The organism is Oscillatoria nigro-viridis PCC 7112 (genome assembly GCF_000317475.1).
Taxonomy (GTDB): Bacteria; Cyanobacteriota; Cyanobacteriia; order Cyanobacteriales; family Microcoleaceae; genus Microcoleus; species Microcoleus nigroviridis.
This window is the reverse complement of the sequence record NC_019729.1, coordinates 3,436,885-3,461,394: the sequence shown is the minus strand read 5'-3', so window position 1 is coordinate 3,461,394 and position 24,510 is coordinate 3,436,885. Positions and strand designations below refer to the sequence as shown.

Annotated in this window: 15 protein-coding genes and 1 pseudogene; 12 read left to right on the top strand and 4 right to left on the bottom strand. The window is 47.5% G+C overall.

Annotated elements, in window-relative coordinates; all coding sequences use genetic code 11:
- The first annotated feature begins 93 nt into the window (after positions 1-93).
- Positions 94-2,922: a PAS domain S-box protein gene (locus OSC7112_RS14695; RefSeq protein ID WP_015176638.1), complete on the top strand. Its 2,829-nt coding sequence runs from the start codon at positions 94-96 to the stop codon at positions 2,920-2,922.
- Positions 2,923-3,412: 490 nt separating this feature from the next.
- Here the strand turns inward: OSC7112_RS14695 and OSC7112_RS14690 are convergent, their stop codons facing one another.
- Complete coding sequence (locus tag OSC7112_RS14690) at positions 3,413-3,610, bottom strand: hypothetical protein (RefSeq protein ID WP_015176637.1); 198 nt, start codon at positions 3,608-3,610, stop codon at positions 3,413-3,415.
- Positions 3,611-3,995: 385 nt separating this feature from the next.
- Between OSC7112_RS14690 and OSC7112_RS14685 the strand changes: the two genes are divergently transcribed.
- The 5 genes from OSC7112_RS14685 (at position 3,996) to OSC7112_RS14670 (ending at position 11,577) form a co-directional block, all read left to right on the top strand.
- A complete protein-coding gene (locus tag OSC7112_RS14685) occupies positions 3,996-4,346 on the top strand; it encodes an STAS domain-containing protein (RefSeq protein ID WP_015176636.1) in 351 nt (116 codons plus the stop codon).
- Between the two features lie 143 nt (positions 4,347-4,489).
- On the top strand, positions 4,490-7,249 hold the full coding sequence (locus OSC7112_RS14680) for a TIGR03960 family B12-binding radical SAM protein (RefSeq protein WP_015176635.1): 2,760 nt from the start codon (positions 4,490-4,492) through the stop codon (positions 7,247-7,249).
- Between the two features lie 808 nt (positions 7,250-8,057).
- Positions 8,058-8,186: a hypothetical protein gene (locus OSC7112_RS41770; RefSeq protein WP_263053612.1), complete on the top strand. Its 129-nt coding sequence runs from the start codon at positions 8,058-8,060 to the stop codon at positions 8,184-8,186.
- Between the two features lie 402 nt (positions 8,187-8,588).
- Complete coding sequence (gene rne / locus OSC7112_RS14675) at positions 8,589-10,892, top strand: ribonuclease E (RefSeq protein WP_015176634.1); 2,304 nt, start codon at positions 8,589-8,591, stop codon at positions 10,890-10,892.
- A 1-nt stretch (position 10,893) separates the two neighbouring features.
- Positions 10,894-11,577 (top strand): ribonuclease HII, encoded by a 684-nt coding sequence (locus OSC7112_RS14670; protein ID WP_015176633.1) that lies wholly within the window; start codon positions 10,894-10,896, stop codon positions 11,575-11,577.
- 398 nt (positions 11,578-11,975) lie between these two features.
- On the opposite strand, the pseudogene OSC7112_RS37060 reads toward OSC7112_RS14670, so the two are convergent.
- Positions 11,976-13,268, bottom strand: a pseudogene (locus tag OSC7112_RS37060) (IS4 family transposase).
- A 583-nt stretch (positions 13,269-13,851) separates the two neighbouring features.
- Between OSC7112_RS37060 and OSC7112_RS14660 the strand changes: the two are divergent.
- The gene (locus OSC7112_RS14660; protein ID WP_015176632.1) at positions 13,852-15,435 is read left to right on the top strand and encodes a mechanosensitive ion channel family protein; all 1,584 of its coding nucleotides are present in this window, start codon (positions 13,852-13,854) and stop codon (positions 15,433-15,435) included.
- A gap of 551 nt (positions 15,436-15,986) precedes the next feature.
- Here the strand turns inward: OSC7112_RS14660 and OSC7112_RS14655 are convergent.
- Positions 15,987-18,977, bottom strand: a complete 2,991-nt coding sequence (locus OSC7112_RS14655; protein WP_015176631.1) for a PAS domain-containing sensor histidine kinase — start codon at positions 18,975-18,977, stop codon at positions 15,987-15,989.
- An 830-nt stretch (positions 18,978-19,807) separates the two neighbouring features.
- Between OSC7112_RS14655 and OSC7112_RS39760 the strand changes: the two genes are divergently transcribed.
- From OSC7112_RS39760 to OSC7112_RS41765, 3 genes are all read left to right on the top strand, one after another.
- Positions 19,808-19,978, top strand: a complete 171-nt coding sequence (locus tag OSC7112_RS39760; RefSeq protein ID WP_190274400.1) for a hypothetical protein — start codon at positions 19,808-19,810, stop codon at positions 19,976-19,978.
- Positions 19,979-19,988: 10 nt separating this feature from the next.
- Positions 19,989-21,104: an anthranilate phosphoribosyltransferase gene (gene trpD, locus OSC7112_RS14650; RefSeq protein ID WP_015176630.1), complete on the top strand. Its 1,116-nt coding sequence runs from the start codon at positions 19,989-19,991 to the stop codon at positions 21,102-21,104.
- A 104-nt stretch (positions 21,105-21,208) separates the two neighbouring features.
- Positions 21,209-21,340, top strand: coding sequence for a hypothetical protein (locus tag OSC7112_RS41765; RefSeq protein WP_263053611.1), 132 nt, complete (start codon positions 21,209-21,211; stop codon positions 21,338-21,340).
- Between the two features lie 106 nt (positions 21,341-21,446).
- Here OSC7112_RS41765 and OSC7112_RS14645 read toward each other — a convergent pair whose 3' ends face one another.
- Positions 21,447-22,091: a retropepsin-like aspartic protease family protein gene (locus tag OSC7112_RS14645; RefSeq protein WP_015176629.1), complete on the bottom strand. Its 645-nt coding sequence runs from the start codon at positions 22,089-22,091 to the stop codon at positions 21,447-21,449.
- A 396-nt stretch (positions 22,092-22,487) separates the two neighbouring features.
- Between OSC7112_RS14645 and carA the strand changes: the two genes are divergently transcribed.
- Positions 22,488-23,645: a glutamine-hydrolyzing carbamoyl-phosphate synthase small subunit gene (carA, locus tag OSC7112_RS14640; RefSeq protein WP_015176628.1), complete on the top strand. Its 1,158-nt coding sequence runs from the start codon at positions 22,488-22,490 to the stop codon at positions 23,643-23,645.
- Positions 23,646-23,812: 167 nt separating this feature from the next.
- Positions 23,813-24,169, top strand: coding sequence for an STAS domain-containing protein (locus OSC7112_RS14635; protein WP_015176627.1), 357 nt, complete (start codon positions 23,813-23,815; stop codon positions 24,167-24,169).
- Positions 24,170-24,510 lie beyond the last annotated feature (341 nt).

The window sequence follows — 24,510 nt, the reverse complement described above, 5'->3', positions numbered from 1 at the left end:
TCAAAACCAAGATTTTTTTGGCCTTCACTTAACCAGCCGCAGCCAGATCGAATTTTGTATCAGATAATTAATATTTAAGTAAAAGGAATTTTTGTGAAAACGCTCAATATCCTCTTAGTAGAAGACAGTCCCCTAGATGCCGAACTGATTGAGGCATATCTAATGGATGGCGGGTTCCAATTTTCTCTGGTGTGTGTGGAAACTAGAGAAGACTTTGCCGCGGCGCTGGAAAAACAATGTTTTGACATTATTTTGGCAGATTATATGCTGCCTTGTTTTAACGGAATAGCGGCACTGGAAATCGCCCACACTACTTGTCCGGGAGTGCCGTTTATTTTTGTTTCGGCTACTTTGGGCGAGGAAGTGGCGATCGAAACTTTGAAAAGCGGGGCTACTGATTATGTTCTCAAACGCCGTTTGATACGCTTGGTGCCGTCGATTCAGCGGGCCCTGCGGGAAGTTCAAGAACGGAACGAGCGCAAGCAAGCCGAAGCACAGCAGCAGGAAAGCGAAGCTCGATTTCGGATTATGGCAGATACCGCGCCGGTGATGATTTGGATGTCGGACACTGACCAACTTGGCGATTACTTTAACAAAGTTTGGCTGGAGTTTACCGGTAGAACTTTGGCGGAAGAAATGGGCACGGGTTGGATGGAAAACTTGCACCCAGATGACTTGCCAGAATGTCTGGATATTTACCAAAAAGCCTTCGACGCTGGCAGCGAGTACCGGCTCGAATGCCGCCTGAGACGCTATGACGGCGAATACCGCTGGGTTTTGGGTACGGGCGTACCCCGGTACAGGCCCGATCGCACTTTTGCAGGTTACATCGGTTCTTACATCGATATTAGCGATCGAAAACAGGCAGAACAAGAACGCGCTGCAGCTTTGTCCCGCGAACAAGCAGCCCGCAAGCAAGCAGAAGAAACAGCTAAAGCGCTGCAATCGGCAAACGATAAAATTACTAACATTCTCGAAAGCATTACCGATGCTTTTATCGCAGTAGATTTAAATTGGAACTATACCTATGTCAACCAAAAAGCTCAAGACCTTTTAGGCAAGTCACAAGCTGAACTGATCGGTAAAAAGGTTTGCGAGATATTTCCCTGGGCCGTCAATTTACCGTTTTACAAAATGGCGACCAAAGCATTAGCAGAAAGGGTAACGGTCGAGTATGAAGAATTCGTACCGTTATGGAATAAGTGGTTGAAGATGCGTTTTTATCCTTCCGATTCTGGTTTGTCGGGTTACATCCAAGACGTTACCGATCGCAAGCAAACAGAAGCTGCACTCCAAGCTAGCGAAGAAAAACTGAGAATGTTAGCCGAAGCTAACTTGATAGGAATTATCTTCGGGGATGTTAACGGCAGCATCCTCGATGCCAACGATGAATTTTTGCGGATAGTTGGTTACACGCGGGAACAGTTGCAGCGCGGGGAATTAAACTGGATTGACATGACGCCGCCGGAGTACCAGTCTCTCGACGAGAAGGGGATTGCAGAGGCACAAGCAACGGGCGTTTGCACTCCCTACGAGAAGGAATTCTGGAGGAGAGACGGCAGCCGGATTCCGGTGTTGATCGGATATGTTTTGCTGGCCCAAAAGCGGCAAGAATCTGTGGCTTTTATTCTCGATTTGACAGTTGGCAAGCAGTTGGAAAGAGAACTGCACGATCGAGCCCAGGAATTGGCGCGGGCGAACCGGATTAAAGACGAGTTTCTAGGAACTTTGTCCCACGAATTGCGGACGCCGCTGAATGCGATGCTGGGATGGGCGCAACTGCTGCGAAGCCGCAAGTTTGACGAAAAAACGACTGTTCGGGCTCTGGAAACGATCGACCGCAATACACGCTCCCTAGCAACTCTGATCGACGATTTGCTCGACGTGTCGCAGATTATTACCGGGAAACAGTCGCTGAATTTGCGGTGGGTGGATGTGATTTCGACTGTTGAGGCTGCGATCGATACTCTCGCGCCCGCGATTGCCGCCAAAAATATTGAAATTGTGACGGATTTCGACCCAACTACCGGGCGGATTGTTGCCGATTCCGGTCGCTTGCAGCAGGTAGCGTGGAATTTACTCTCGAATGCGATTAAGTTTACTCCCGATGGCGGACAGGTGAAGGTGGCGGTGCATAAGGTGCAGGGGACGATGGGCTCTGAGCAATCGGCTTGCTGTAAAAATTTGTCGCCCGCTAATGTCGAAATAGAGGTTAGCGACACGGGACAAGGGATTTCAGAAGAGTTTTTGCCGCACGTTTTCGATCGGTTCAGCCAAGCTGACAGCTCTATAAGGCGATCGTACAACGGATTGGGTTTGGGTTTGGCCCTAGTGCGGCATTTTGTGGAAATGCACGGGGGGACGGTGCAAGCAGAATCCGCCGGGAAAGGAAAAGGCTCGAGGTTTTTAGTGAGATTGCCAATTCAACAGCTTCATTGCAACGGCGGATTTTCTGTGGCCGGGCTCGGGGAGTTGGCGATTTCTCAAAGCAAGGCGCCAATCCCTGTAAAGGAGGCTTTTGTTAGCAGCAATCTTTCGGGAGTGCGGGTGTTGGTGGTCGATATCGACGCCGATTCCCTGGATTTTGCCTGTACAGTGCTCGAAGATTGCGGCGCCCTGGTGGAGACTGCTAGCTCTGGAATGGATGTCCTGGAGGCGATTGAAAGGCTGAATCCGGATGTGTTGGCGATCGATATCGAGATGCAGGCCCCTGATGGAAAGGATCTGCTGCGGCAAGTGCGATCGCGGATGGTGGACAGGGAAATTCCGGCGTTGGCGTTCACGGCGGTTGGTAGGGTAGAGGAACGGATACGGGCACTGCAGCAAGGTTTTCAAATTTACGTGCCCAAGCCGATCGAGCCTGCTGAGTTGGTGGCGGTGGTGGCAAGTTTGGCGGGGCGATCGAACGATTTTAGATTTTAGATTTTAGATTGACTCGGCGATGACGGATGTCGTAACTAGACATCAATTTTCTTGCATTCGAGCGATCGAATCATAATTCTGAGGACTAAGCCCAACTGGCAGATTAAATAAAAATATGCAGTTGCGCTTGTGCGCTCTTAGCTTAGGAAATAGCGTACAAGCGCAACTGCATACTTAAAATTTAAGCTTTATTTGTAAGAGTTGCCCTTAATCCTCATCGTGCCGAAAAACTTTTTTAGTATGAATTAGACTTAAAGCTAATTTGTCAAGTCCCAAAAGTTATAAATTTAATTTAAGTCAAAGTTTTTAGCTTTCGATCGCAGGTGCAGGAACGATCGCCCCTAACACTATCTCCTCAAATATCAAGTTCAGCAACGAGATGCTTCATTAGAAAAAGATTCGGCCAGCGTAAATGCTTCCAACACTCCTCTATTGCCCGCCGTGCAAGGATTTTTTTGTTCTTGGATGTAGACTCGCCGCCCGGTTCCCACTATCTACGGCTAGATACCAATTGCACCCGGCCGGCATCCATTTCATCCATTAATAACTCTAAAGCCTCATAATCAATATCCGAGATGTACCCCAAACGGGTGAGCTCGTAGTTGATTTCGTTTTCAATGTCAGGCGTCAACTGCTTAATGTAGAGGGCTTTTTCTACAAGTTGACGAATAGCATGAGTTGCTTGCATAGTAAGTCGGAGAACTCCGTACAGTTTAATTTTCCTCTGAACTGTCGAGCAAACAGGTGATCTAGATCAGAACTAAAAAGTGATTTAAATTACATTGTTCAGTTTTATCTAACAGCTAGGGCAAAGTCGATCGCAATTTTTAGAGTTACCAAGACTTGCGCCTGCTGGCATTAATAAAAAATAGTATAGTAGCTTACGTTTTCTGCCCAAATCTTAGGCAAAATTTCATAAAAATGAGTCAATAAATAAAGATTCAGTAAAAGCACTGAAAACAACTAGTCAGTTTGCCTCAGCTTAAGTTAGGATTCAGAGTAATCAAGTACGTTTATGCTTACATCCGTCCAGCGCAGTAGTTGAAAATACGTAGCAATCATAGGCTTGACATATGCAGACACTTCTTGCCCATAAACCAATTACGGTGATTCGACCCCTAGACTACCTGAATGCAGCCACCTGCCCAGAAGTCGGACGGCAACTAGCGACAGCAATTGCAGCCCCTGGGGTTGTAGCGGTACTCGTAGATTTGGGTGCAGTAAAATTTATTGACAGTGCCGGTTTGATGGCATTGGTTTCGGGGCTGAAGCAGGCGAAAAAAATGGGGTGCAGGTTTAGTCTTTGCTCGGTATCCCCCGGAATTAAGATGATTCTGGAACTCAGCCAACTCGATCGAGTTTTTGAGATATTTGAAAATGTCGATAGCTTTGATGCCGAAAACTCCTGCGTAAAACAACACTGATAGAGCCTCCTCATCGACGAGAACACGCAACAAAACACAGCAAATTCGGTTAAATGCCCGAAAAGACAGACGACAGTCGTTGGCGTGTTGGCAGATTTTAAGGTAGGCTGCTTAAGAGTCGCAAATATTTAGCGAGTCGAGCCGTGGCAGTAAAAATCGAAGAATTACTTACAGCAGAGATTAATCAGCCTGCTCGTTATCTGGGAAACGAATTGGGGGCTACGCACAAGCCTTGGGACGGGGCGTCTGTGCGCTGGGTTCTTACTTACCCAGAAGTCTATGAAGTTGGTGCTTCCAATCTGGGGCACATCATCCTTTACAACATTTTGAATGCTTTGCCGAGACAGTTGTGCGATCGGGCTTATTTGCCCGCACCAGACTTGGCAGCAAAACTGCAATCGACCAAAACTCCCCTGTTTGCCGTAGAATCAAGGCGATCGCTCACAGAATTTGATATTCTGGGCTTCAGCCTCAGCTACGAACTCGGAGCTACAAACATTCTGGAAATGCTGGATTTGGCCGGCATTCCCCTAACTTGGCAAGAAAGAGCGACAAATCGCCAAAACGGTCAAATGCCGCTGATTTTTGCTGGCGGGCAAACGGCAACTTCCAACCCCGAACCCTACGCGGACTTTTTTGACTTCATCGCTTTGGGAGATGGAGAAGAGTTGCTGCCAGAAATTGGCTTGATTTTGGCAGAAGGCAAAACTAATAATTTGAGCCGAGAAGCATTGCTGCTGGATTTAGCGCAAATTCCAGGCGTCTACGTCCCTCAATTCTACGATATGGCGGCCGACGGTTCTGTTCGTCCCAACCGCCCGCAAGTTCCAGAACGAATTCTGCGCCGCGTGGCAACTCCGATACCAGCTTATTCGATCGGGCTGGTTCCCTACGTCCAGACAGTACACGACAGACTGACAGTAGAAATCCGCCGGGGATGCACCCGCGGCTGTCGCTTCTGTCAGCCGGGAATGCTGACTCGCCCCGCGCGCGATGTCGAACCGCAGCAAGTCGTAGAGGCGATCGAACAGGGGATGCAAGCCACCGGGCACAGCGAGTTTTCCCTGCTTTCCCTCAGTTGTTCCGACTATCTGGCACTCCCAGCAGTCGGGATGGAAATCAAAAATCGCCTGAAAGATAAAAATATTTCTCTGTCTCTACCCAGCCAGCGGGTTGACAGATTTGACGATAATATTGCCGACATTCTCGGCGGTACGCGACAAGGGGGTTTGACTTTTGCCCCGGAAGCTGGTACTCAGCGGATGCGGGACATCGTTAACAAAGGTTTGACCAACGAAGAATTGCTTCGGGGTGTCAAAACTGCGGTCGATCGCGGCTGGGATAAAATCAAGCTGTATTTTATGATCGGTTTGCCCGGAGAAACCGATTTCGATGTTCTCGGCATCGCCGAAACAGTCCGCTGGCTGCACCGGGAATGCAGGGTGGATGGCAGGCGGGGACTGACTTTTAACTTGACAATTTCTAATTTTACGCCTAAGCCTCACACTCCTTTTCAGTGGCACTCGGTTTCTACTGCTGAGTTTTCCCGCAAGCAAAAACTCCTGAAGGAAGAGTTTCGGGGGATGCGGGGCGTCAAGGTGAATTACACTGATGTGCGGATTTCGGCAATGGAGGATTTTGTCGGACGGGGCGATCGGCGTTTGGCTGCTGTAGTCCGCCGCGCTTGGGAACTTGGCGCGGGTATGGATGCGTGGTGGGAAAGCTTGGATCGGGCTTACAAAGCTTGGACTCAGGCGATCGATGAATCGGGCCTTACCTGGAAATACCGCCAAGTCGAAAGCGGCGAGTGGAATCTTTTTGAGAAGGAAGAGGATCACGACACGGATGCGGACACGGATACACGGATGAATTTAACGCCGGGGGGGGGCACGGCGGGGGCGGGCACGGCGGCACCGCCCCTACTGGATCAACCTTTGCCTTGGGATCATTTAGACACGGGGATCGACAAAAACTGGCTGAAAATTGACTTGCAAAAGGCTTTAGAAGCAGCGACGGTTCCAGACTGTTCTTTTGAAGGGTGTTCGCGCTGCGGGGTTTGCGGTACCGATTTCGGACACAATGTGGTTGTGGATGCGCTGCCAATTCCTGAGTTTGCTGGGCAGTTTGTCCCGAATACGGAGCGGAAACAGCGTTTGCGGGTTTGGTTCGGGAAGGTGGGCGATATGGCTTTGGTTGGTCATTTGGATTTGATCCGATTGTTCGATCGAGTAGTCCGCAGAGCCGATTTGCCGATTTCGTTTACCGGCGGGTTTCACCCGAACCCTCGGATTTCTCTGGCAAATGCTCTGCCTCTGGGCGTTGCCAGCACTGGGGAAATTGCCGACTTTGAGCTAACTGAGCCGATCGATGTTGAAAGTTTTCGGGAAAAGTTGGTCGCTAAGCTGCCGGAAAATATTCCGATTTACAAGGTTGAGTCGATCGATCTCAAAGCTCCTTCTGCTAACCAGTTGTTGGAAGCAGCGGAGTACGTGATTGCTGTCGCTGTAGCGGGCTCGTTGACAGAAAATGGCGAATTAGACCGGGAAAATGCTGCTCCTGTCTCCGTGGCTCCTGATGCCAACTGGGAAGCTTGGGTCAAGAAGATCGTCGAAACCGAGGCTTTTTGGCGGGTGCATACTACTAAGTCGGGAAAGACGCAGAATGTCAATTTGCGCGATCGACTGCACAAACTAGAACTTGTAGAGCAGAAACCAGACAGCAGCACCTCTGCTAGGAGTGCTACATCCGAAGGTAGAGCCGTCTTGCGCTTTACCGGCAGTTGTCGCAGCGACGGCAACTTGCTAAAGCCAGAACATATTGTGTTCATGCTCGAACAAGTCAGCCAGCAGGAAATTCAGCTTCTGCAGGTTGAGCGCAGTCAGCTAATCCTGGGTTATGGTTAAGATAGGGAAGGCGTGGTGGAATATTTCACCTTCGACTCTCGATCGGGATGTGTCGTTTCACGCTATAATCGCTTGTTATGGAAGCCGCCGCGGCTCGAGCGCTTTAGTCGCTCGCCGCTAAGAGTCAACCAGCAACGCGGGCTGGGTGCAAATTGCTTCTGTTCAAGACTTCAAGCCTTTTTGTTGTACATTCACGGGCTAAATCTACCGCCAAACCCGCTGGAGCGGGGTCTGAACCACATTTAGCGATTAATTTCGATTGATCGACTGGTTGTCGGTGGTCGGCTTATTCAATAATCTCACGGTTCAAACCGCAGAGCGGGTATTCAACAATAGATGTTTTTGACGGGTCAAAAAACGGAGATAAGCCCCCGACTTAAGTCGTGGAGAACCAAAAATTTGAGATTTTAGATTAAAGTTCCAGCTCCCAGATTTATCTGTGGAGTAAATCTCAAATCTAAAACCTAAAATCTCAAATCGACCGATCAGTCAAAAAACAGAGATAAGCCCCCGACTTAAGTCGTGAAGAGCCAAAAATTTTAGATTTTAGACTTTAGTTCAATCTCCCAGATTCATCTGTGGAGTAAATCTAAAATCTCAAATCTAAAACCTAAAATCTCAAATCGACTGACCAGTCAAAAAACGGAGATAAGCCCCCGACTTAATTCGTGGAGAACCAAAATTTTAGATTTTAGATTAAAGTTCCAGCTCTCAGATTCATCTGTGGAGTAAATCTAAAATCTCAAATCTAAAATCTCAAATCGACTGACGAGGTTTTAGGGTTGGCAGGGGCGGAGGTTGCAGTCGAATGCCAAGCTGGGGTATGTTGAGTGCGATCGCGCAAGAATTCAACAAAAGTCTAGGCGCTTTCACTCCTACCTACTTTCGCTCAAAACCAGCCCTCAACCACCACGCAAGCGGAGTTATCAGTTCGTAGTGTTAAGTTGTGTGTTAAGAAATTGGTACGGTGTCGATGAATTTATTCGCGCTCGTTCAAAGGAAGAGTTGTAAGTGTTGAATTTTGAGTATTGATTTCGCAATTCTCAACTCAAATCTCAATATTGCTAACTCGATAAAAGCCTCCTTATTTCTATCTCTCAGATTTATCTGCTGAGCATAACTCATAACTCTGTACGGGCGGGTTTAACTACTTTATCTGTAACAGTTAACAGTGAACAGTCAACAGTTAACAGTGAACGGTCAACAGTTAACTTTCCTTCCAGCCTGCACCAACTCACAGCTAATAACTCTTCAAGCTACTACTAATTACAGTCTAAGTCAGAGGCACTATGAGTGCGTAAGTGTCTCTAACTTGCTGCCAGTTTTTTGAGGAAATTGAATGACAAAGCAGATAGTTATAGCAGAGCAGCATCGCATTGCTGCCGTCTTTTCAGAAGATCAAATCCAAGAACTTGTGGTAGCCACAGGCAGCCACCAAGTCAGTGACATTTACTTGGGAATTGTTGAAAATGTACTCCCTGGGATAGATGCGGCATTCGTCAATATTGGCGATCCAGAACGTAACGGGTTTATGCACGTCACAGACCTCGGCCCGCTGCGCCTTAAACGCTCGGCAGGAGCAATTACAGAACTCCTGACCCCCCAGCAGAAAGTGGTGGTACAGGTAATGAAAGAACCGACGGGCAGCAAAGGCCCCCGGCTGACAGGCAACATTACCCTGCCGGGCCGCTATTTGGTACTGATGCCCTACGGCAGGGGAGTCAATCTCTCGCGGCGGATCAAGTCGGAAGCCGAGCGCAACCGCCTCAGAGCCCTGGCTATTTTGGTGAAACCGGCCGGGATGGGGCTGCTGGTACGCACTGAAGCTGAAGGGATGACTGAAGAAGCGATCATGGAAGATTTGGAAGTCCTCCAAAAACAGTGGGAAGCCGTTCAACTTGAAGGCGGTACTTCGCGGGCGCCGGCACTGCTCAACCGGGATGACGATTTTATCCAGCGGGTGCTGCGAGATATGTTCAGCGGTGACGTGAATCGGATTGTGGTGGACTCGCAAAATGGAATTAAGCGGGTGAAGCAGCAGTTGATGAGCTGGAACGGCGGTAAACTTCCTGCGGGAGTTTTGATCGACCACCACCGAGAGCGCGCCTCGATTTTAGAATTTTTCCGGGTTAACGCTGCGATTAGAGAAGCCCTCAGACCAAGGGTTGATTTGCCTTCGGGCGGTTATGTGATTATCGAGCCGACTGAGGCGCTGACGGTGATCGATGTCAACTCTGGCTCGTTTACTCGATCGGCGACGGCTCGGGAAACTGTACTCTGGACAAATTGCGAAGCAGCAACGGAAATTGCCAGACAACTGCGGTTACGCAATATTGCCGGGGTGATTATTGTTGACTTTATTGACATGGAATCCCGCCGCGATCAGTTGCAGGTGCTGGAACATTTCAATAAAGCTCTCAAAGCTGACAAAGCTCGGCCGCAAATCGCTCAACTGTCGGAATTGGGACTGGTAGAACTGACCCGCAAGCGCCAAGGTCAAAATATTTATGAGTTGTTCGGTCACACTTGCCCTACTTGCAGCGGGTTGGGTCATCTGGTGCACTTGCCCGGGGAAGAAGATTTCGCCGCAGCGGTGCGGGAATCGGGCGATCGCACTGTTGCTACGTCGAACCGCGTTTTGTTGAATTTGCCCGAAGGATTGGAACGCCGCAGCTTGACGCCTGTGGCGGCTGCAACTCCTGCACCAGTGCGGGAAGAACGCCCCCCCGAACCTGCTCGGGCTGCTTGGGAACCTCAAAGCGAAAGTTTGGATTTTGAGACCGGCAGCAACGCCTTGCCTTTGGACTTGCTCAACCATCCCAGCTATCAGGATTTGGGGAACGGAACTAGACGCCGCCGCCGCCGCCGGATTGGCGAAGAGCCTTTTGCTCTCCCGGCGGAGGAGGAGCCGGTACGCAGCAAGTTGCGGCTGCCGAATACTTCGAGCGCGCCCGTCGCGGATACGCGCTCTGAGTATCTGGCACCCCCCGGCATCCGGGCGGCTTCGGAGGGCTTCGGGCTGGTGAATATGGCGACTGTTGGCAGGCGCGAGGATTTCGATCGCGTGCGTCCGGCTAAGTCTGAATTGATGAAGCCGATGGTGGAGCCTCCAGAGGTGATTTCGGTGGAAATGACGGCGGAGGAGCAGGATGTTTATGCTCTGATGGGCATTTCTCCTTTGGTGCTTACCGATCGCAGCGTGAAAAATCCTAAGAATGCGATCGTTTCAGTCACTCTCCCCGGAGCGGCCCCGAACAAGCCGCCTTTCGAGCAGCTCGAATTTGAATTTGAACCGGCGCCGTCTGCACAGAATGCTGAGGAACCGGATTATTATCCAGAAAGGTCGGCAGTTGAGCCTGTTTTTTCTGATGAGGATGATGAGGCCCAAATTTACGGCGAGAGTTCGATCGACGAAACTGATGATTTTGATCCGATGGAGGAACCCAGCGATGTGATGGGCGAATCTAATGAACCGATCGAATCTAATGAACCGATCGAATCTAATGAACCGATCGAATCCTATGAGCCGATCGAATCCTATGAGCCGATCGAACCCAGCCAACCCAGTGAACCCAGCGAACCCGAGGAGCCTGCTATCAACCGCCGCCGCCGCCGCCGCTCGTCAGCCGTTGTGGATGAGTGATATGAAGCCAGAGGGAAGAAGGAAGAAGTCAGAGAGAAGAGGGAAGAAGGAAGAAGTAGAAATTTTTACTCTCTTCCCATCTTTCCATCTTCCCCTTTCCCCCTCTCCCTCGAACGCTTTGGTAATTGCTGGTGTGGATGAAGTCGGACGAGGGGCTTGGTTCGGGCCGGTGGTGGCTGCTGCCTGCATTTTGCCCGACGAAGTTCTCGATGAATTAGCAAGTTGCGGGGTGCGCGACAGCAAGCAGTTGAGTGCCGCAGCCCGGAGTCGGTTAGCTGTAAAAATCCGGGCTGTGGCTGTTGACTGTCAAATTGGTGCGGCTTCGGTGCGGGAGATCGATCGCCTCAATATTTTGCAGGCTTCTTTGTTGGCGATGAAACGGGCGATTTTGAAGTTGAAGGTGACGCCGGATTTGTGTTTGGTTGACGGGAATCAAAGGATTCCAAATTTGGCGATCGAGCAAGAGACGATGATTAAGGGTGATGCGCGATCGATTCAGATTGCTGCTGCTAGTATTGTGGCGAAGGTTTGGCGCGATGAATTAATAGTACGTTTAGCTGTTAAGTATCCTGAATATGACTTGACAAATAACAAGGGATATGGTACTGCTAAACATAAGTTAGCTTTGGAACGCTGCGGTGTATCTGTCTTTCACCGACAATCTTTTAGTCCTTGTCGAAAATAGTTATCAGAAATCAGAATTACTCGTTAGATCGCGTCCGGTTAATCAGCGAGCTAACGAGTCCGATCGTCCCGATCGCTCTTTTAAACGATCGCGATTCAAAATAAAAGAACCACTCGACCTATCTTTTTTTTGACAACAATCAGCCCCCAGGGCAGTCAACCTCAATCTCTAATTCGCTTTACCCGAATGGTACTAAGATAGGTTATATTGCAAAAACTGGTAGTTGTTTGGTAAAACCTAAATTCCGCACCCACAACTATCACGAAGCACTCGATCGTAGCCTAAGCTTTAGTATCAACGGGGTCAACGGGCTATCTCCCTGATTCTGTCTGCTTTGTAGCTCCCTGTGTTACCCCATTCGTAACAAGTTAAGCTTGGATGGCATCTGTCAAGGGGATTTAAGAAGATGCTTCAAAGAAAAAGCAGTCAGACCCTCGCTGTCGATCGGGAAAAGGTGCCACAATTAACTTAACGTTGGGTTTTCGTTGAGATTTAACAATACCTAAATCTCGATTTTCGGGTGTGGCAAAATACTCTCTCGGATCGGTTGCCTTACCTTTTTGGCGTGCCACATAAAAATGGTAAAGACCCCGGTAAATCATTTCTAATGAAATCGAATCTATTGGTAAAGAGAGTCGATCGGCAACGGCATCACCTAAATCCACTAAGATTGCATAAAATATCCAAGTTACCCAAATTTGAAGCTGGATGCCGTTGAGAGAACCCGTCCACAAATAACTTAATCTCAACAGCCTTTTTACGGTATTAAAAGCCCATTCAATCCTCCAACGCCTGCGATATAAATCTGCTACGACGTAGGGTGGTAATACTTGAGGCTCAAGTAAGCTTGTCAAATAAGAATGCCAGGTTTTACCCGAACGAACTTCTATCAGACTTAAGGTAATAAATGGAGTTTTTGCATTTTCAGAACCCAAACGTACTAGACTATCTTTCTGGTCGTAACTTTTGGTAAATACTCGCTGTATTTGAATTGCTGCTCCTTTTTTTAAACGAGTAATTAAATGGATATATCGTTCAATTAATTTGAGCCAAAAGCTAAAATGGTAAAATCCTCTATCCAGTAAGAGTAAGGTTTTAGCTGGCACTAATTGCAGGATTTTTTCTTCAAGCTTAACATGACTAAGCTCTCGGTTTTTCCTGAAACCAAATATCAACCGGGAGCCTGGTCATTAAATCTATAACTGTTGCCATTTTAACTGCCAACTGCCGTTTAGGTATATCTTCCAGGCTCTTGAGCTTGCAAAACAATGCTTCGAGCGTCGCAGCTCTATACTGTCCAAATTCTCGAAAATTTGTTCAAGGCAAATTGAATGCTTTCTGGTAAAGGTCGCTGGTTTCTCTGGTACCAAGCAGTTCTTAAACTGGCGTAATAAATTTTTGAATACTCCCTCAAATAATGTGGCGGGAAAACTTAGAAACCTTTGAGACATTGCTTGTTGAGTTACTGTTCTAGGTCGGCACCACAAAAAACCTTCTCTTGCTAACATTCTTGTGAGTGCTGTTACTCCAGATACGTCTCGCCATAGCAAAGTTAATACTGCTGCTACCATCAACGGTAGGTTAAGAATTCTTCCTCGCAAACCCAGTTGACGGTAGTAATTTTCTTGTGAGGTAATCGCCGGTGTTAGTAATGCCGATAGTTGCGAGGCAATCTCCTCGTCCTCCACCATCGGTTTTGTAGTTTTTTTGGCGTGGTCACGGTTGGTTTTTTGACTTTTAGCCATATTTACTGACCTACACAATCGCTCAATTATTTGTCAATTATATCATTTGATAATACCAACGCCCATAACTATTATCGATCGTCCGCTATTATTATCGATCGTCCGTAACTATTATCGATCGTCCGTAACTATTATCGATCGTCCGCCATTATTATCGATCGCGATGCAACGCCAATCGAGTACACAACTTATTAATAATGATAATCGCAATCGGGTGAGAGAGTCCGCTTGCGGCGGACTCTCTCACCCTTTCCTCTATTTCATTATCATTATTATTTTATAATATTTCTATCCCCAGAGGTATTGACACGATCTACTCTCTTCTAACTTGTTACCAATGGTGTTACCCGTCAGCTTTAACCCTTCACTAACTGTTAAAATCTTGCAACTTAACCTCGCCAAATGGTGGAGTTTTGTGTTGTACAATGCCTTCATTCTATAATTTTTATCTCACCCAATCATGTGAGGGAATTGTCAGAGTCGGTTACTTCCCTACCAGTCTAGATAGTTTAGAGCAGGAAAAAGTCAAATGTTTGGAAGTCATAAACTACCCATGGTGGTAGATATAGCCATTACCCTTTTCGGAATTGCTGGGCTTGTGGCTGGGTTCGTGTTTTTGAACTGGCTGGCTGGTTTTAGCTTGAAAGCGCTAGAGTCAACCCGGTTTCGGAATCACTCTCCAAAAGTCACGAACCTGCGACAAAATATCACGGTCATATTACTCGTGACCTGCGTCGCTCTGTGTTTGCTGGTGGCAGGAGTGAATGGGGTACTGATTTTTCAGGGGAAAAGTCTTTTGTCCTTTTACCTGGGTTTGCTCAGCAGCATTCCCCGCAAAATTTGGAACCAACTAGCGATCGCCTTCTTGAAGTGCATTAGCCTACTATTGCTGGTCAAGCTCAGTCTACCTTATCTACTAAAGGTGCTGGATCGGGGCAGCATGCTGGCTCAAGGCTCGGATCAGATCACCGCCAACGACGAAAGCGTTGAGGTATTTTTCAACTCGCTCAAAAAGATTGTATCAAATGGAACTTGGCTGCTGGCGTTGATTTTTTGCAGCGATTTTCTGAACGCACCGGCTGTCGTCACCAAGTATCTCAGAGTCGGACTCAAAGCTTATCTGGCAGTTTCTCTAGGGCAGTTGCTCATCAAAGTGCTGTCTGTGCTGATCGACACGCTGGATGCTCTGAGTCTGCGCTACTCCAGCAGCGAAAATGTATTGCGTCACTATGAACGCTTTCGACACTTAATGCCAGGACTGAAGAAGGCACTGGAATACATTTTGTATGTTGCGATCGCAACTCTAATTATTCAAGACATCGACTCCATCGCTTGGATTACGAATTATTCAGGTCAAATCGTCCAGATAATTGGACTCTATTTCCTGTGTGGAGTATTTATTGAATTTACTAATATCATCTTAGAAGATTTAGTCCTCAAAACCGATCATCTTACCGATTTGCAGCGGCAGCGGCGTCTTACTATCATTCCCCTCTTCAAAAGTATCTTAAAGTATGTGACTTATTTTGTCGGAGGAATTTTTGTTCTCAATTTAATTGGCATCAATCCAACTCCCATTCTGGCTGGAGCAGGTATAGTCGGTATAGCTGTGGGGTTTGGGGCACAAAACTTAATCAACGATATTGTCTGCGGCTTCTTCATTTTGTTTGAAAACTACTATCTTGTCGGTGACTACATCGAGGCAGGGAAGGGAGAAGACCGGATTTTGGAGGGAGAAGTTGAAGCCATCGAACTCCGTACTACTCATGTTCGTCACCCAGACGGACAGTTACAGATTATCCGCAACGGAGAAATCGGCTCAATCGTCAATTACTCCAAGCGATACAGCTATGCCAAGGTAGATGTTCCAGCTCTACCAGGTTTGGATCTGGATGCAGTGTATGCATTAATTAATGAGGCCGGACTGCAGCTTCAGAGTGAATGCCCAGAAGTATTGGAACCCACGCGAATTGAAGGACTAGAAAATTTTGATGTTGACAATCTGGTTATCCGAACCATGACTCGGGTGAAACCAGGCAAGCATCTACATATTCAACGGTTACTACGCAGCAAGCTCAAGTCAGTGTTCGATCGACAATTTGCACAGAGATAATTAAGTAGGTCGGCATTAATATTTACTGTTGAGGCAAGGCAGAGGGCAGAAGACAGAAGGGAAGAAGATTTTAGGATCGAAACATTCGTTGACATACCTGGTTTTTTTGTGTCTGCTCACATCTTGCACCAGAGCCAGAAACTACTTTCTTGCAACTGCCCTTACCTGAAACTCCGGATTTTTCGTAGAGGAACCCGGTTTCTCAAGCCTTATTGAGAAAGATGCAAGACACACAGGAGCTAGCCTTTTATAACTTAATAAACCTCTTGAAAAAAATATGTGTTATCCTTAACAGTCGGCTCGAGTTTAGGTCAAACTTTGAATTATGGGGTTGATTGGCATCTCCTTAAACTTGCCGGGCCTGCTAGATTATAAAATTGGCTAGACTTTCGATATTAGCACAAAATTATTTTGCAAGAAGTCTATTATTCAATGCAGCAAAAAACTGCATCACTATCTCGTTTTCAGAAAATATGGATATCCTCTGCCTGACAAAGTTCAGTCCTGCTGTCGCGTCTGGCTCAGTATCATCTAATTCCCGGTTCAGTCGGTCAACAATCGCTAATTTGTTCGATCGGCAATTCTATGATAAACTCGGCTCCGTGGCCGAGTGCAGACACGCAACTCAGTTTGCCACCGTGTTCTTGGACAACTTTGTAGGAAATTGACAGCCCTAAACCGGTGCCTTTGTCGGCGGGTTTGGTGGTAAAAAAAGCCTCGAATAACTGCTGGGAAACTTCTTCTGGCATACCGGGGCCGTTGTCAGAAATCCTAATTACAGCATGGGAGTTTTGGACTTCTGTCCTAATTTTAATCTTGCTGCGGTTAGCTTTGACTTGGGCAACAGAACGCCCTTCGTTGTATTCCTCGATGGCGTCGATCGCATTTCCAATCAAATTCATAAATACCTGATTGATTTTCCCGGCATAACACTCAACCAAAGGCAAATTTCCATAGTCCTTAATTACCGCAATTTCGGGATAGTTACCTCTGGCTTTCAGACGGCTTTGCAGAATCAGCAACGTTCCTTCAATCCCTTCGTGCAGATTAACCTTGCTCATTTGAGAATCGTCTTTGCGAGAGAAATTTCTGAGCGATCGCACAATTTCCCGAATGCGATCGGCCCCAACCTGCATCGAAGACATCGCTTTCGGCAAATCTTCTAGCAGAAACTCTAATTCGATATCCTTAATTTTATTTTGAATTGCTGCCGGCGGCTGGGGGTAGTGCTTCTGGTACATATCGATCAAATTCAGCAAATCTTCCGTGTAGTGGCCGACGTGGACGAGATTGCCGCAGACGCTGCTAACGGGATTGTTAATTTCGTGAGCGACACCGGCTATCATTTGACCGAGAGTAGACATTTTCTCAGTGTGAATCAATTGAGCTTGAGTTTGCTGCAATTCGCGCAAAGTATTTTCGAGTTGAAGTTTTTGTTTGGTTAACTCTGTTTGCGATCGCCGCAAAGCTTCTTCACTGCGTTTCTGCTCGGAAATATCAGTAATTAATCCTTCCAAAGCTATCAATTCTCCAGAGTCGGAAAACACTCCCAAACCTTGCTCCCAAACCCATTTTAATTCGCCATTTTTAGAAGTAATTCGGTAATTTAGCTGATAGGGTCGATTTTCTTGTAAGGCAACTTGCACGGCATTCCACAAATTATCGCGATCGTCCGGGTGAGTCAATTCCGATATAGAAACTTCCCGAGTGCCGATAAATTCTTCAGGAGAATAGCCGGATAACTGATAGCAACCTTCGCTGACAAACTCCATACTGCGATCGGCATCGTTGCGAAAACGGTAGGCCATTCCCGGCAAATTGCTCATCAGCGTCGCCAAGGCCCGCTGGCTTTCCCGTAGGGCTTCTTCGGCGTGTTTGCGATCGGTAATATCAGTCATCACCGCCAGCATACAGAGTTCGCCGTCCAAATTAATCAACTCTGCTGACAGCAAACACACCACCACCGATCCCGACTTCATCCGAAACTCGCATTCCTGATTGCGAACAACACCTTGTTCGTGCAAACTTTGTCTAAAATTAACTCGGTCTTCAGGCCTTACCCAAATATTTAACCCCGGTACTGTATTAGAAATCGTTTCTTCTAAAGCGTAACCAGTCATCGACAAAAAACTATCATTAACTTCAATAAAACGACCCTCAGCAAAAGTAGTAATTATCATCGGATCTGGACTCGACCGAAAAGCCTTAGAAAACTTTTCTTCCGACAATCTCAACTTTTTAATAGCCTCTTCCAACTGACTTGTCCGCTTTTTAACCCGGCATTCCAATACCTCGTTAGCCTGCTTCAGGGCTTCCTCAGCCTGCACCCGATAAGTGATATCGCGCACCACGCCTTGCAGCCCTATTTTGCCGCCGATATCCATAGAAGTTAGCAGCACTTCCGCCGGAAACTCTGAACCATCCAAACGATAGTGCCGCCAGTCAAAACGGCAATTTCCCGATCGCATAGCGGTATTAATGCGCTCTTGATAAAGACTCATAGAATCTTGTCCGTCCGGTTGCAACGGCGGGCTGAAATCCGAAGGATGCTTACCGCAAAACTCAGACTCAGTGCTGCATCCAAATAACTTTAAAGTAGCCGGATTGCAATCCAAAAAACCCTCTTCGTCTAGCAGCATTACCGCATCAGTCGTCGATTCGTACAAAGTGCGAAACTTTTTTTCCGACGCCTGCAAAGAAGCAATCAACTGCATCTTTTCCTCAGCCGCCCGCTTTTGCTCAGTAATATCCTGCATTACTTGAGAAAAGCCCTGCAACTTTCCCCTTTCATCGCGCAAAGGAGTAACAATAATATTCGCCCAAAATCGCGATCCGTCTTTGCGAAGCCGCCAGCCTTCATTTTCGTATCGACCTTCGGCTACCGCCCGGATTAATTTTTCTTGGGGTTTGCCGATTTCAATATCTTTTTTTGTGAAAAAACACTCCGCATTATTGCCGACTATTTCATGAGACCTGTATCCAAAAATGCGTTCTGCACCAGAATTCCAGCTAGCTACATACCCATCAGTATCTAACATGAATATAGCGTAATCCTTAACGCCTTCAATTATTAAGCGCAGGCGTTCTTCGCTTTCTCGAAGTGCAGATTCTGCTTGCTTCCGCTGGGTGATATCTTCTACAAAACCTTCGTAGTAGAGCAATTTCCCTGATTCATCGCAGACAGCCCGCGCATTCTCAGCGATCCAAATTATTGTTCCGTCTCGGCGATAAATCTGCGACTCAAAATCCGATACGATACCCTGTTCTTGCAAAGCAGAAACAAACTGATCGCGCCGATCGGGATTGACGTAAAGCTGATCGCTGATATCAGTCAGACAGCCCATCAATTCCTCGGCGGAATTATATCCGTAGATGCGAGCCAAAGCTGGGTTCGCGCTGATGTAGCGACCGGATTGGGTTGTTTGAAAAATACCCGAGACAGCATTTTCAAACATACTATAATATTTTGCTTCCATTTGGTGCAGTGCCTCCGCGACATTCAGGCATTCTATCGCTTTATTTCCTAATTTTTGATTTCCCACTTGTGAATACCCTGCTCTTGTGTGTGAGTTGAATATTTTTGGTCTACCGCCTGTTAAATTTGAGCCGTTAGTTAGGCTGAAAGATGGTGTGTCGCAGCCGGAGACGAGTGTGTTTATTCATCTGTCTTACGGGGCTGTTAGTTGTTAGTGGTTGAGCAGAAAGTTTAGTCGATCGGGTATTTATTTGAGGCTTGACCCTGCCCCAAAACGGATACCGTGCCACGTACTCCTGTCGTGGAAAGATCAAAATTTTAGACCCTAGTTCAAGCTCCTAGATTTATCTGTGGGGTAAATCTAAAATCTCAAATTTAAAATCTAAAATCGACTTACTGGCTGTCACGATCGCATTGGGACATCGATCTGCCTGCGGTGCAGGTGTTCTAGAAAAACCCGTTCCTTGAAATCTCCCTGAATATATTAGCAGTTGAATACCCTGAAATAAGTTAGTAGCAAGGATGTTGTTACAACAATAATAAAAGGCAGCGACTTCTACAACTGCAAGACTCTATTTTTAGGATTTGGGTGAGAGTACGATCGACTCTTACCCGAGGCAACTAACCCGCCTGCAAGAGCTAAATGCTCGCTGTCCTTGCTGTCAGTCGATTGGAGATTGGAGATGTGAGATTAAAGAATTGACTCCAAAGATGAATCTTGGGCTCCCTAAATTCTAAAATTTTTTGGTCTCCACAACTTTTGTCGGAAACTTTTATCAGTCTTTGGCTGCTCTGAGTTACTGTTAAGTATTATTGCTGATAGATAATAAAGCAGACTGCTGGCAGTTGTACGATTTGGGGTTTCTATGTAAAGTTGGCACAACAATAGGGTAATTGTTGTATCAAAAAATTCATATTCTGCTGCTGCGGGCGGAAAAATTCTGTAGCGGTGCTGGCATTTGGGCAAAAATCTGGGCCCGATCGCGCAAAATTTGGTCGGCAAGTCTGGTAAAATCCCGATCGATTCTCGGTTTGGCCGCAAACCTCGATCGGGCTAAATTTGACTAGAAACTAATAAATGACAGATTCTCCTCTACTAGCCACGCCAGAGTTATCCCCTGCTTCAACCCAGACGCCGGATTCTCCTGTATGGCCAGCCCTCCTGCAACAACTACTAGACAGACAATCTCTCTCACGCGCCCAAGCAGCCGACTTGATGCAGGGATGGCTAGCCGAAGCTATTCCCCCCGTCCTCTCAGGAGCAATTTTAGCTGCCATCCAAGCCAAAGGCATCTCTGCCCAAGAATTGGTAGGAATGGCTCAGGTATTGCATTCTCAGTCGCTTGCAGGCGAGTCGGAGAGCCTTTTCAATCCCAAATCCTCAATCTCCAATCTCAAATTAATTGATACTTGCGGCACAGGCGGCGACGGGGCATCCACGTTTAACATTTCCACTGCTGTAGCTTTTGTGGCAGCAGCCGGCAAAGTTCGAGTCGCGAAACACGGAAATCGCTCTGCATCGAGCAAAGTGGGTTCGGCTGACGTGTTGGAAGCACTGGGAGTCAACCTCAACGCCGCTCCCGCGAAGGTAAGAGCTGCGGTAGACTCCGTGGGCATCACCTTTTTATTTGCCCCTGGGTGGCATCCCGCACTTAAGGCTGTAGCGTCGCTCCGGCGCACTTTGAAGGTGCGGACTATTTTTAACCTATTAGGGCCAATTGTCAATCCTATGCGCCCTACAGGGCAGGTAATCGGGGTGTTCGATCCTAGTCTGGTATCAACTATTGCTCGAGCTTTGGGCGAGTTGGGGACTGAGTTAGCTGTAGTCGTTCACGGCAGAGAAAAATTGGACGAGGCGGGTTTGGGTGATGTGACTGATTTGGCGGTTTTGTCGGATGGCAAAGTGGAACTCACTACTTTAGACCCGGAAAAGGTAGGATTGACACCAAGTGCGATCGGCTCGTTAAAAGGCGGAAATGTTGAGGAAAACGCCGAGATTTTGCGGAACGTTTTGCAAGGCAAAGGTACCCCCGCACAAATGGATGTTGTAGCTTTGAATGCGTCTTTGGCTTTTCAGGTGGGAGGTGCAATTCCTATGGGTTCTCACGCAGCAGGAGTTTCTCTGGCTAAGGACATTTTATTGAGCGGCGAATCTTGGTTGAAGTTGCAGCAGTTGATTGAGTTTTTGAAATGAAGTCAGTTGACTGTTGACTGTTGACTGTTGACTGTTGACTGTTGGCTGTTGGCAGTTGACTGTTGGCTGTTGACAGTTGTTATATCATATTCGGTCGATTGACCATGATTCCTGTAGGGGCTGGTTCACCAGCAACAGTCGCCAAAAACCGACCATCTCAAAAACCCGCCCCGACTCAAAAACCCGCCCCGACTATGTATGATGCGCGATCGATCGGACATGATATTAGTTGTTAGTTGACCCGAAAGCAGTTGGTAGTTGTTCGGAAAGCAGTTGCTACAAATAACGAGTAACCAATAACAACTAACAACTAACAAATAACAACTAACTGCTGACTTCTTGTTAAGAGCGCGATCGAAATTCAATGACATCTTGCTTAATAGTCACATCTTTATTACCAAAAAAGTCGTGACCCAAAAGTCCGATATCTAGGGATGGCGAGATGGCAACAACTACATTTTGAACTGCCAGACCCCCAGCTTCAATAGAAGTCAGGCGACCGAGGGGAAAAGTAGCCACTCCGTTGGGAGTTTGTGCTTGCACTGTTCCCTGAAGAACAACGCCCAAGGCTTTAGCCATTGCTGGTGTAATTACTGTGCCGCTAGCTCCAGAATCTACCATCATCTCGAACTTTTGTTTGCCGTTAAACGTGACTTCTATGACGGGGATATTAGCCTCTCGGCGTTTAATTTTTGCCTGAAATACTCCAGACTTCGCCGCGGGCGAAGTAGCGGGATTCAATGCTTCGGGGAGAAAACCGCAAACTGATTGGCTGAGGTTGACGGTTCGGCCTGACGAGCTCCGCATGAAGCATCCCTCACTTTCTTGAGCCACTGCTGGCGAGGAGTCGGCAACACTCCCTACTAAAATTGAACTGCTCAGAGAAATAAGCCCTGCTAAAACCAGTAAAGGTTGGCGCAGGTTTTGAGGGATCGGTAGAGGCTTTTTTGAGTTTGAGAGTAAAGGCAAGGGAGATTTGCTGGCCATAGTTTGATTAAACGCTGTAGCTCGATCGTAACAGCCGCAACTGCCTTTTGGTATAGATTTAGACTTTGGGCCCTCCTAAGCTGCTGGCAGATAAATTGCTGGCCGAGAGGGAGATGGAGAATTTGCACTTATCGCCTTTCTCAGTAACATGAGGTGTACGCTTGATAAGCGGGCATCGGCCTCCGTGGGCATCGGCCTCCGTGGGCATCGGCCTCCGTGGGCATCGCTCACCAAGATTGAGAACTGCGGTATGGCTGCTTTTTGATTGCGTGTGGCATCAGCGCCTTGCTTTTCCGAACCCTTGCACAAATTAAAATAATATCTGTACATTGCCGACTAGCACCAAATCCCTGGCAGTGGTAAGAATTAAACCAAACGAAAGTAATTAAGGATGCCATGTCACTTTCAACTGCACAACCCGCTCTCCTAGTCCTGGCTGACGGTACTGCTTACCGCGGCTGGTCGTTTGGCGCTGACGCCACCGTCGTTGGCGAGGTAGTATTTAATACGGGAATGACGGGCTACCAAGAAGTATTGACCGATCCCAGCTATTGCGGTCAAATTGTAACTTTTACTTATCCAGAATTGGGCAATACCGGGGTAAATCTTGAAGACGAAGAATCGAAGGGCCCGCAAATTCGGGGTGCGATCGCCCGGAACGTATGCAGCCGCCCCAGCAACTGGCGCTGTTCGCAATCTCTGCAAGACTACCTGAAACAGTACGATATCCCCGGAATTTACGGTATCGACACCCGCGCCCTGACTCGCAAAATTCGCACGGTGGGAGCGATCAACGGTGGCATTTCGACGACGATTCTCGACCAGGCAGAGCTTTTGGAGCTAGTACAAGACGCCCCCAGCATGGACGGGCTGAATCTGGTTCGGGAAGTCACCACCCGCGAGGTTTACGAGTGGTCTGAAGCCACGGACTCGGTTTGGGAGTTCAGTCCCACAGTCAAACCTGCTAGCGGCCAAATGTGGACTGTGGTAGCGCTAGACTTTGGCATCAAGCGCAACATCCTGCGGCGTCTGGCGAGTTACGGGTGTCGGGTCATCGTTGTCCCCGCTGACACGTCGCCGGAGGAAATCCTCAAATACAACCCGGACGGCATTTTTCTGTCCAACGGCCCTGGAGATCCGGCGGCGGTAACGGAAGGGATCGCTACTGCGAAAGCTTTGTTAAAGTCGGACAAACCCGTATTCGGCATCTGCATGGGACACCAAATTTTGGGACTTTCCTTGGGTGCAGAAACTTTTAAACTCAAGTTCGGCCACCGGGGATTGAATCATCCAGCGGGTTTAACTCAGCAAGTAGAAATTACTAGCCAAAATCACGGTTTTGCGATCGACCCCGATTCCCTAGTCCCGGAAGTAGAAATTACTCATCTCAATTTGAACGATCGCACCGTAGCCGGATTGAAGCATAAAACTCTGCCGCTGTTCTCAGTGCAGTACCACCCAGAAGCCAGTCCGGGCCCGCACGACGCCGATTATTTATTCGATCGATTCGTGCAGTCAATGCGAGACAATCAGAAAGTAGGCAGCAAAAAGTAGTCATTAGTCAGCAGTCATTAGTCAGCAGTCATCAGAGGCTGTTTGTGTCGATCGCTTCTGACTAATGACTAATGACTAAAAAACTGTAGACAAAAGACCAAAAAACTCCTATAATGAAGCCTCGACTTTAAGCCATATCTAGCTAGGAGGGTGTCATTCCTGAGTCATTGACCCTGACCGTTAGCCTCAGAGGCACTCGCGAAGTCAGGAATAACTGTCAGTTATTTCGCCTGACGGGCCTGCTGGACGCTTTTTCTGAGGCCACTTTTCGGAAGGTAATAAGCAAATGTATTGACGAGGGCCCAAAACACGTAATTTTGGACTTGTCTCAGATAGACTTTGTGGATAGTTCAGGCTTGGGCGCACTTGTGCAACTTGTCAAAAAAGCCCAAACCTTGGAGGGGACATTGCAAATTGTCTCAAATCCCCGCGTAACTCAGACTGTTAAACTGGTTCGCTTAGAGAAATTTTTGTCTTTGCAGCCTTCGGTTGATGAGGCGGTAAAAAACGTCAAGGATGCTTGACGCCAAAGTGAATTAAATTAGCTATCCGGTTCTCAACGCTGGATAGCAAATTTTTATTTTTGGGCAGGTAAAAGAATACCGATTTTCCCAGAAGCTGCGACAGGGGCCAGCCGCTATTTTCCAGATGCTGAGGGTTTCGGTGGATGGGCAGTAAAATATGTGTGGCAAACACGCGGAAAAATGGTATAAAAATTAGAGCATCCCGATTTGGTAAAAAGCCTTTTTTAGGAGTGCGATCGTCGCCCCAAGCTTTGCCTGTATATCTCGCTTCGCGATCTGACAGCGAACAGTCCTGTAAAAGCTATAATTGCTGAAGTAACGAAAGACGAAATCAGTAAGTG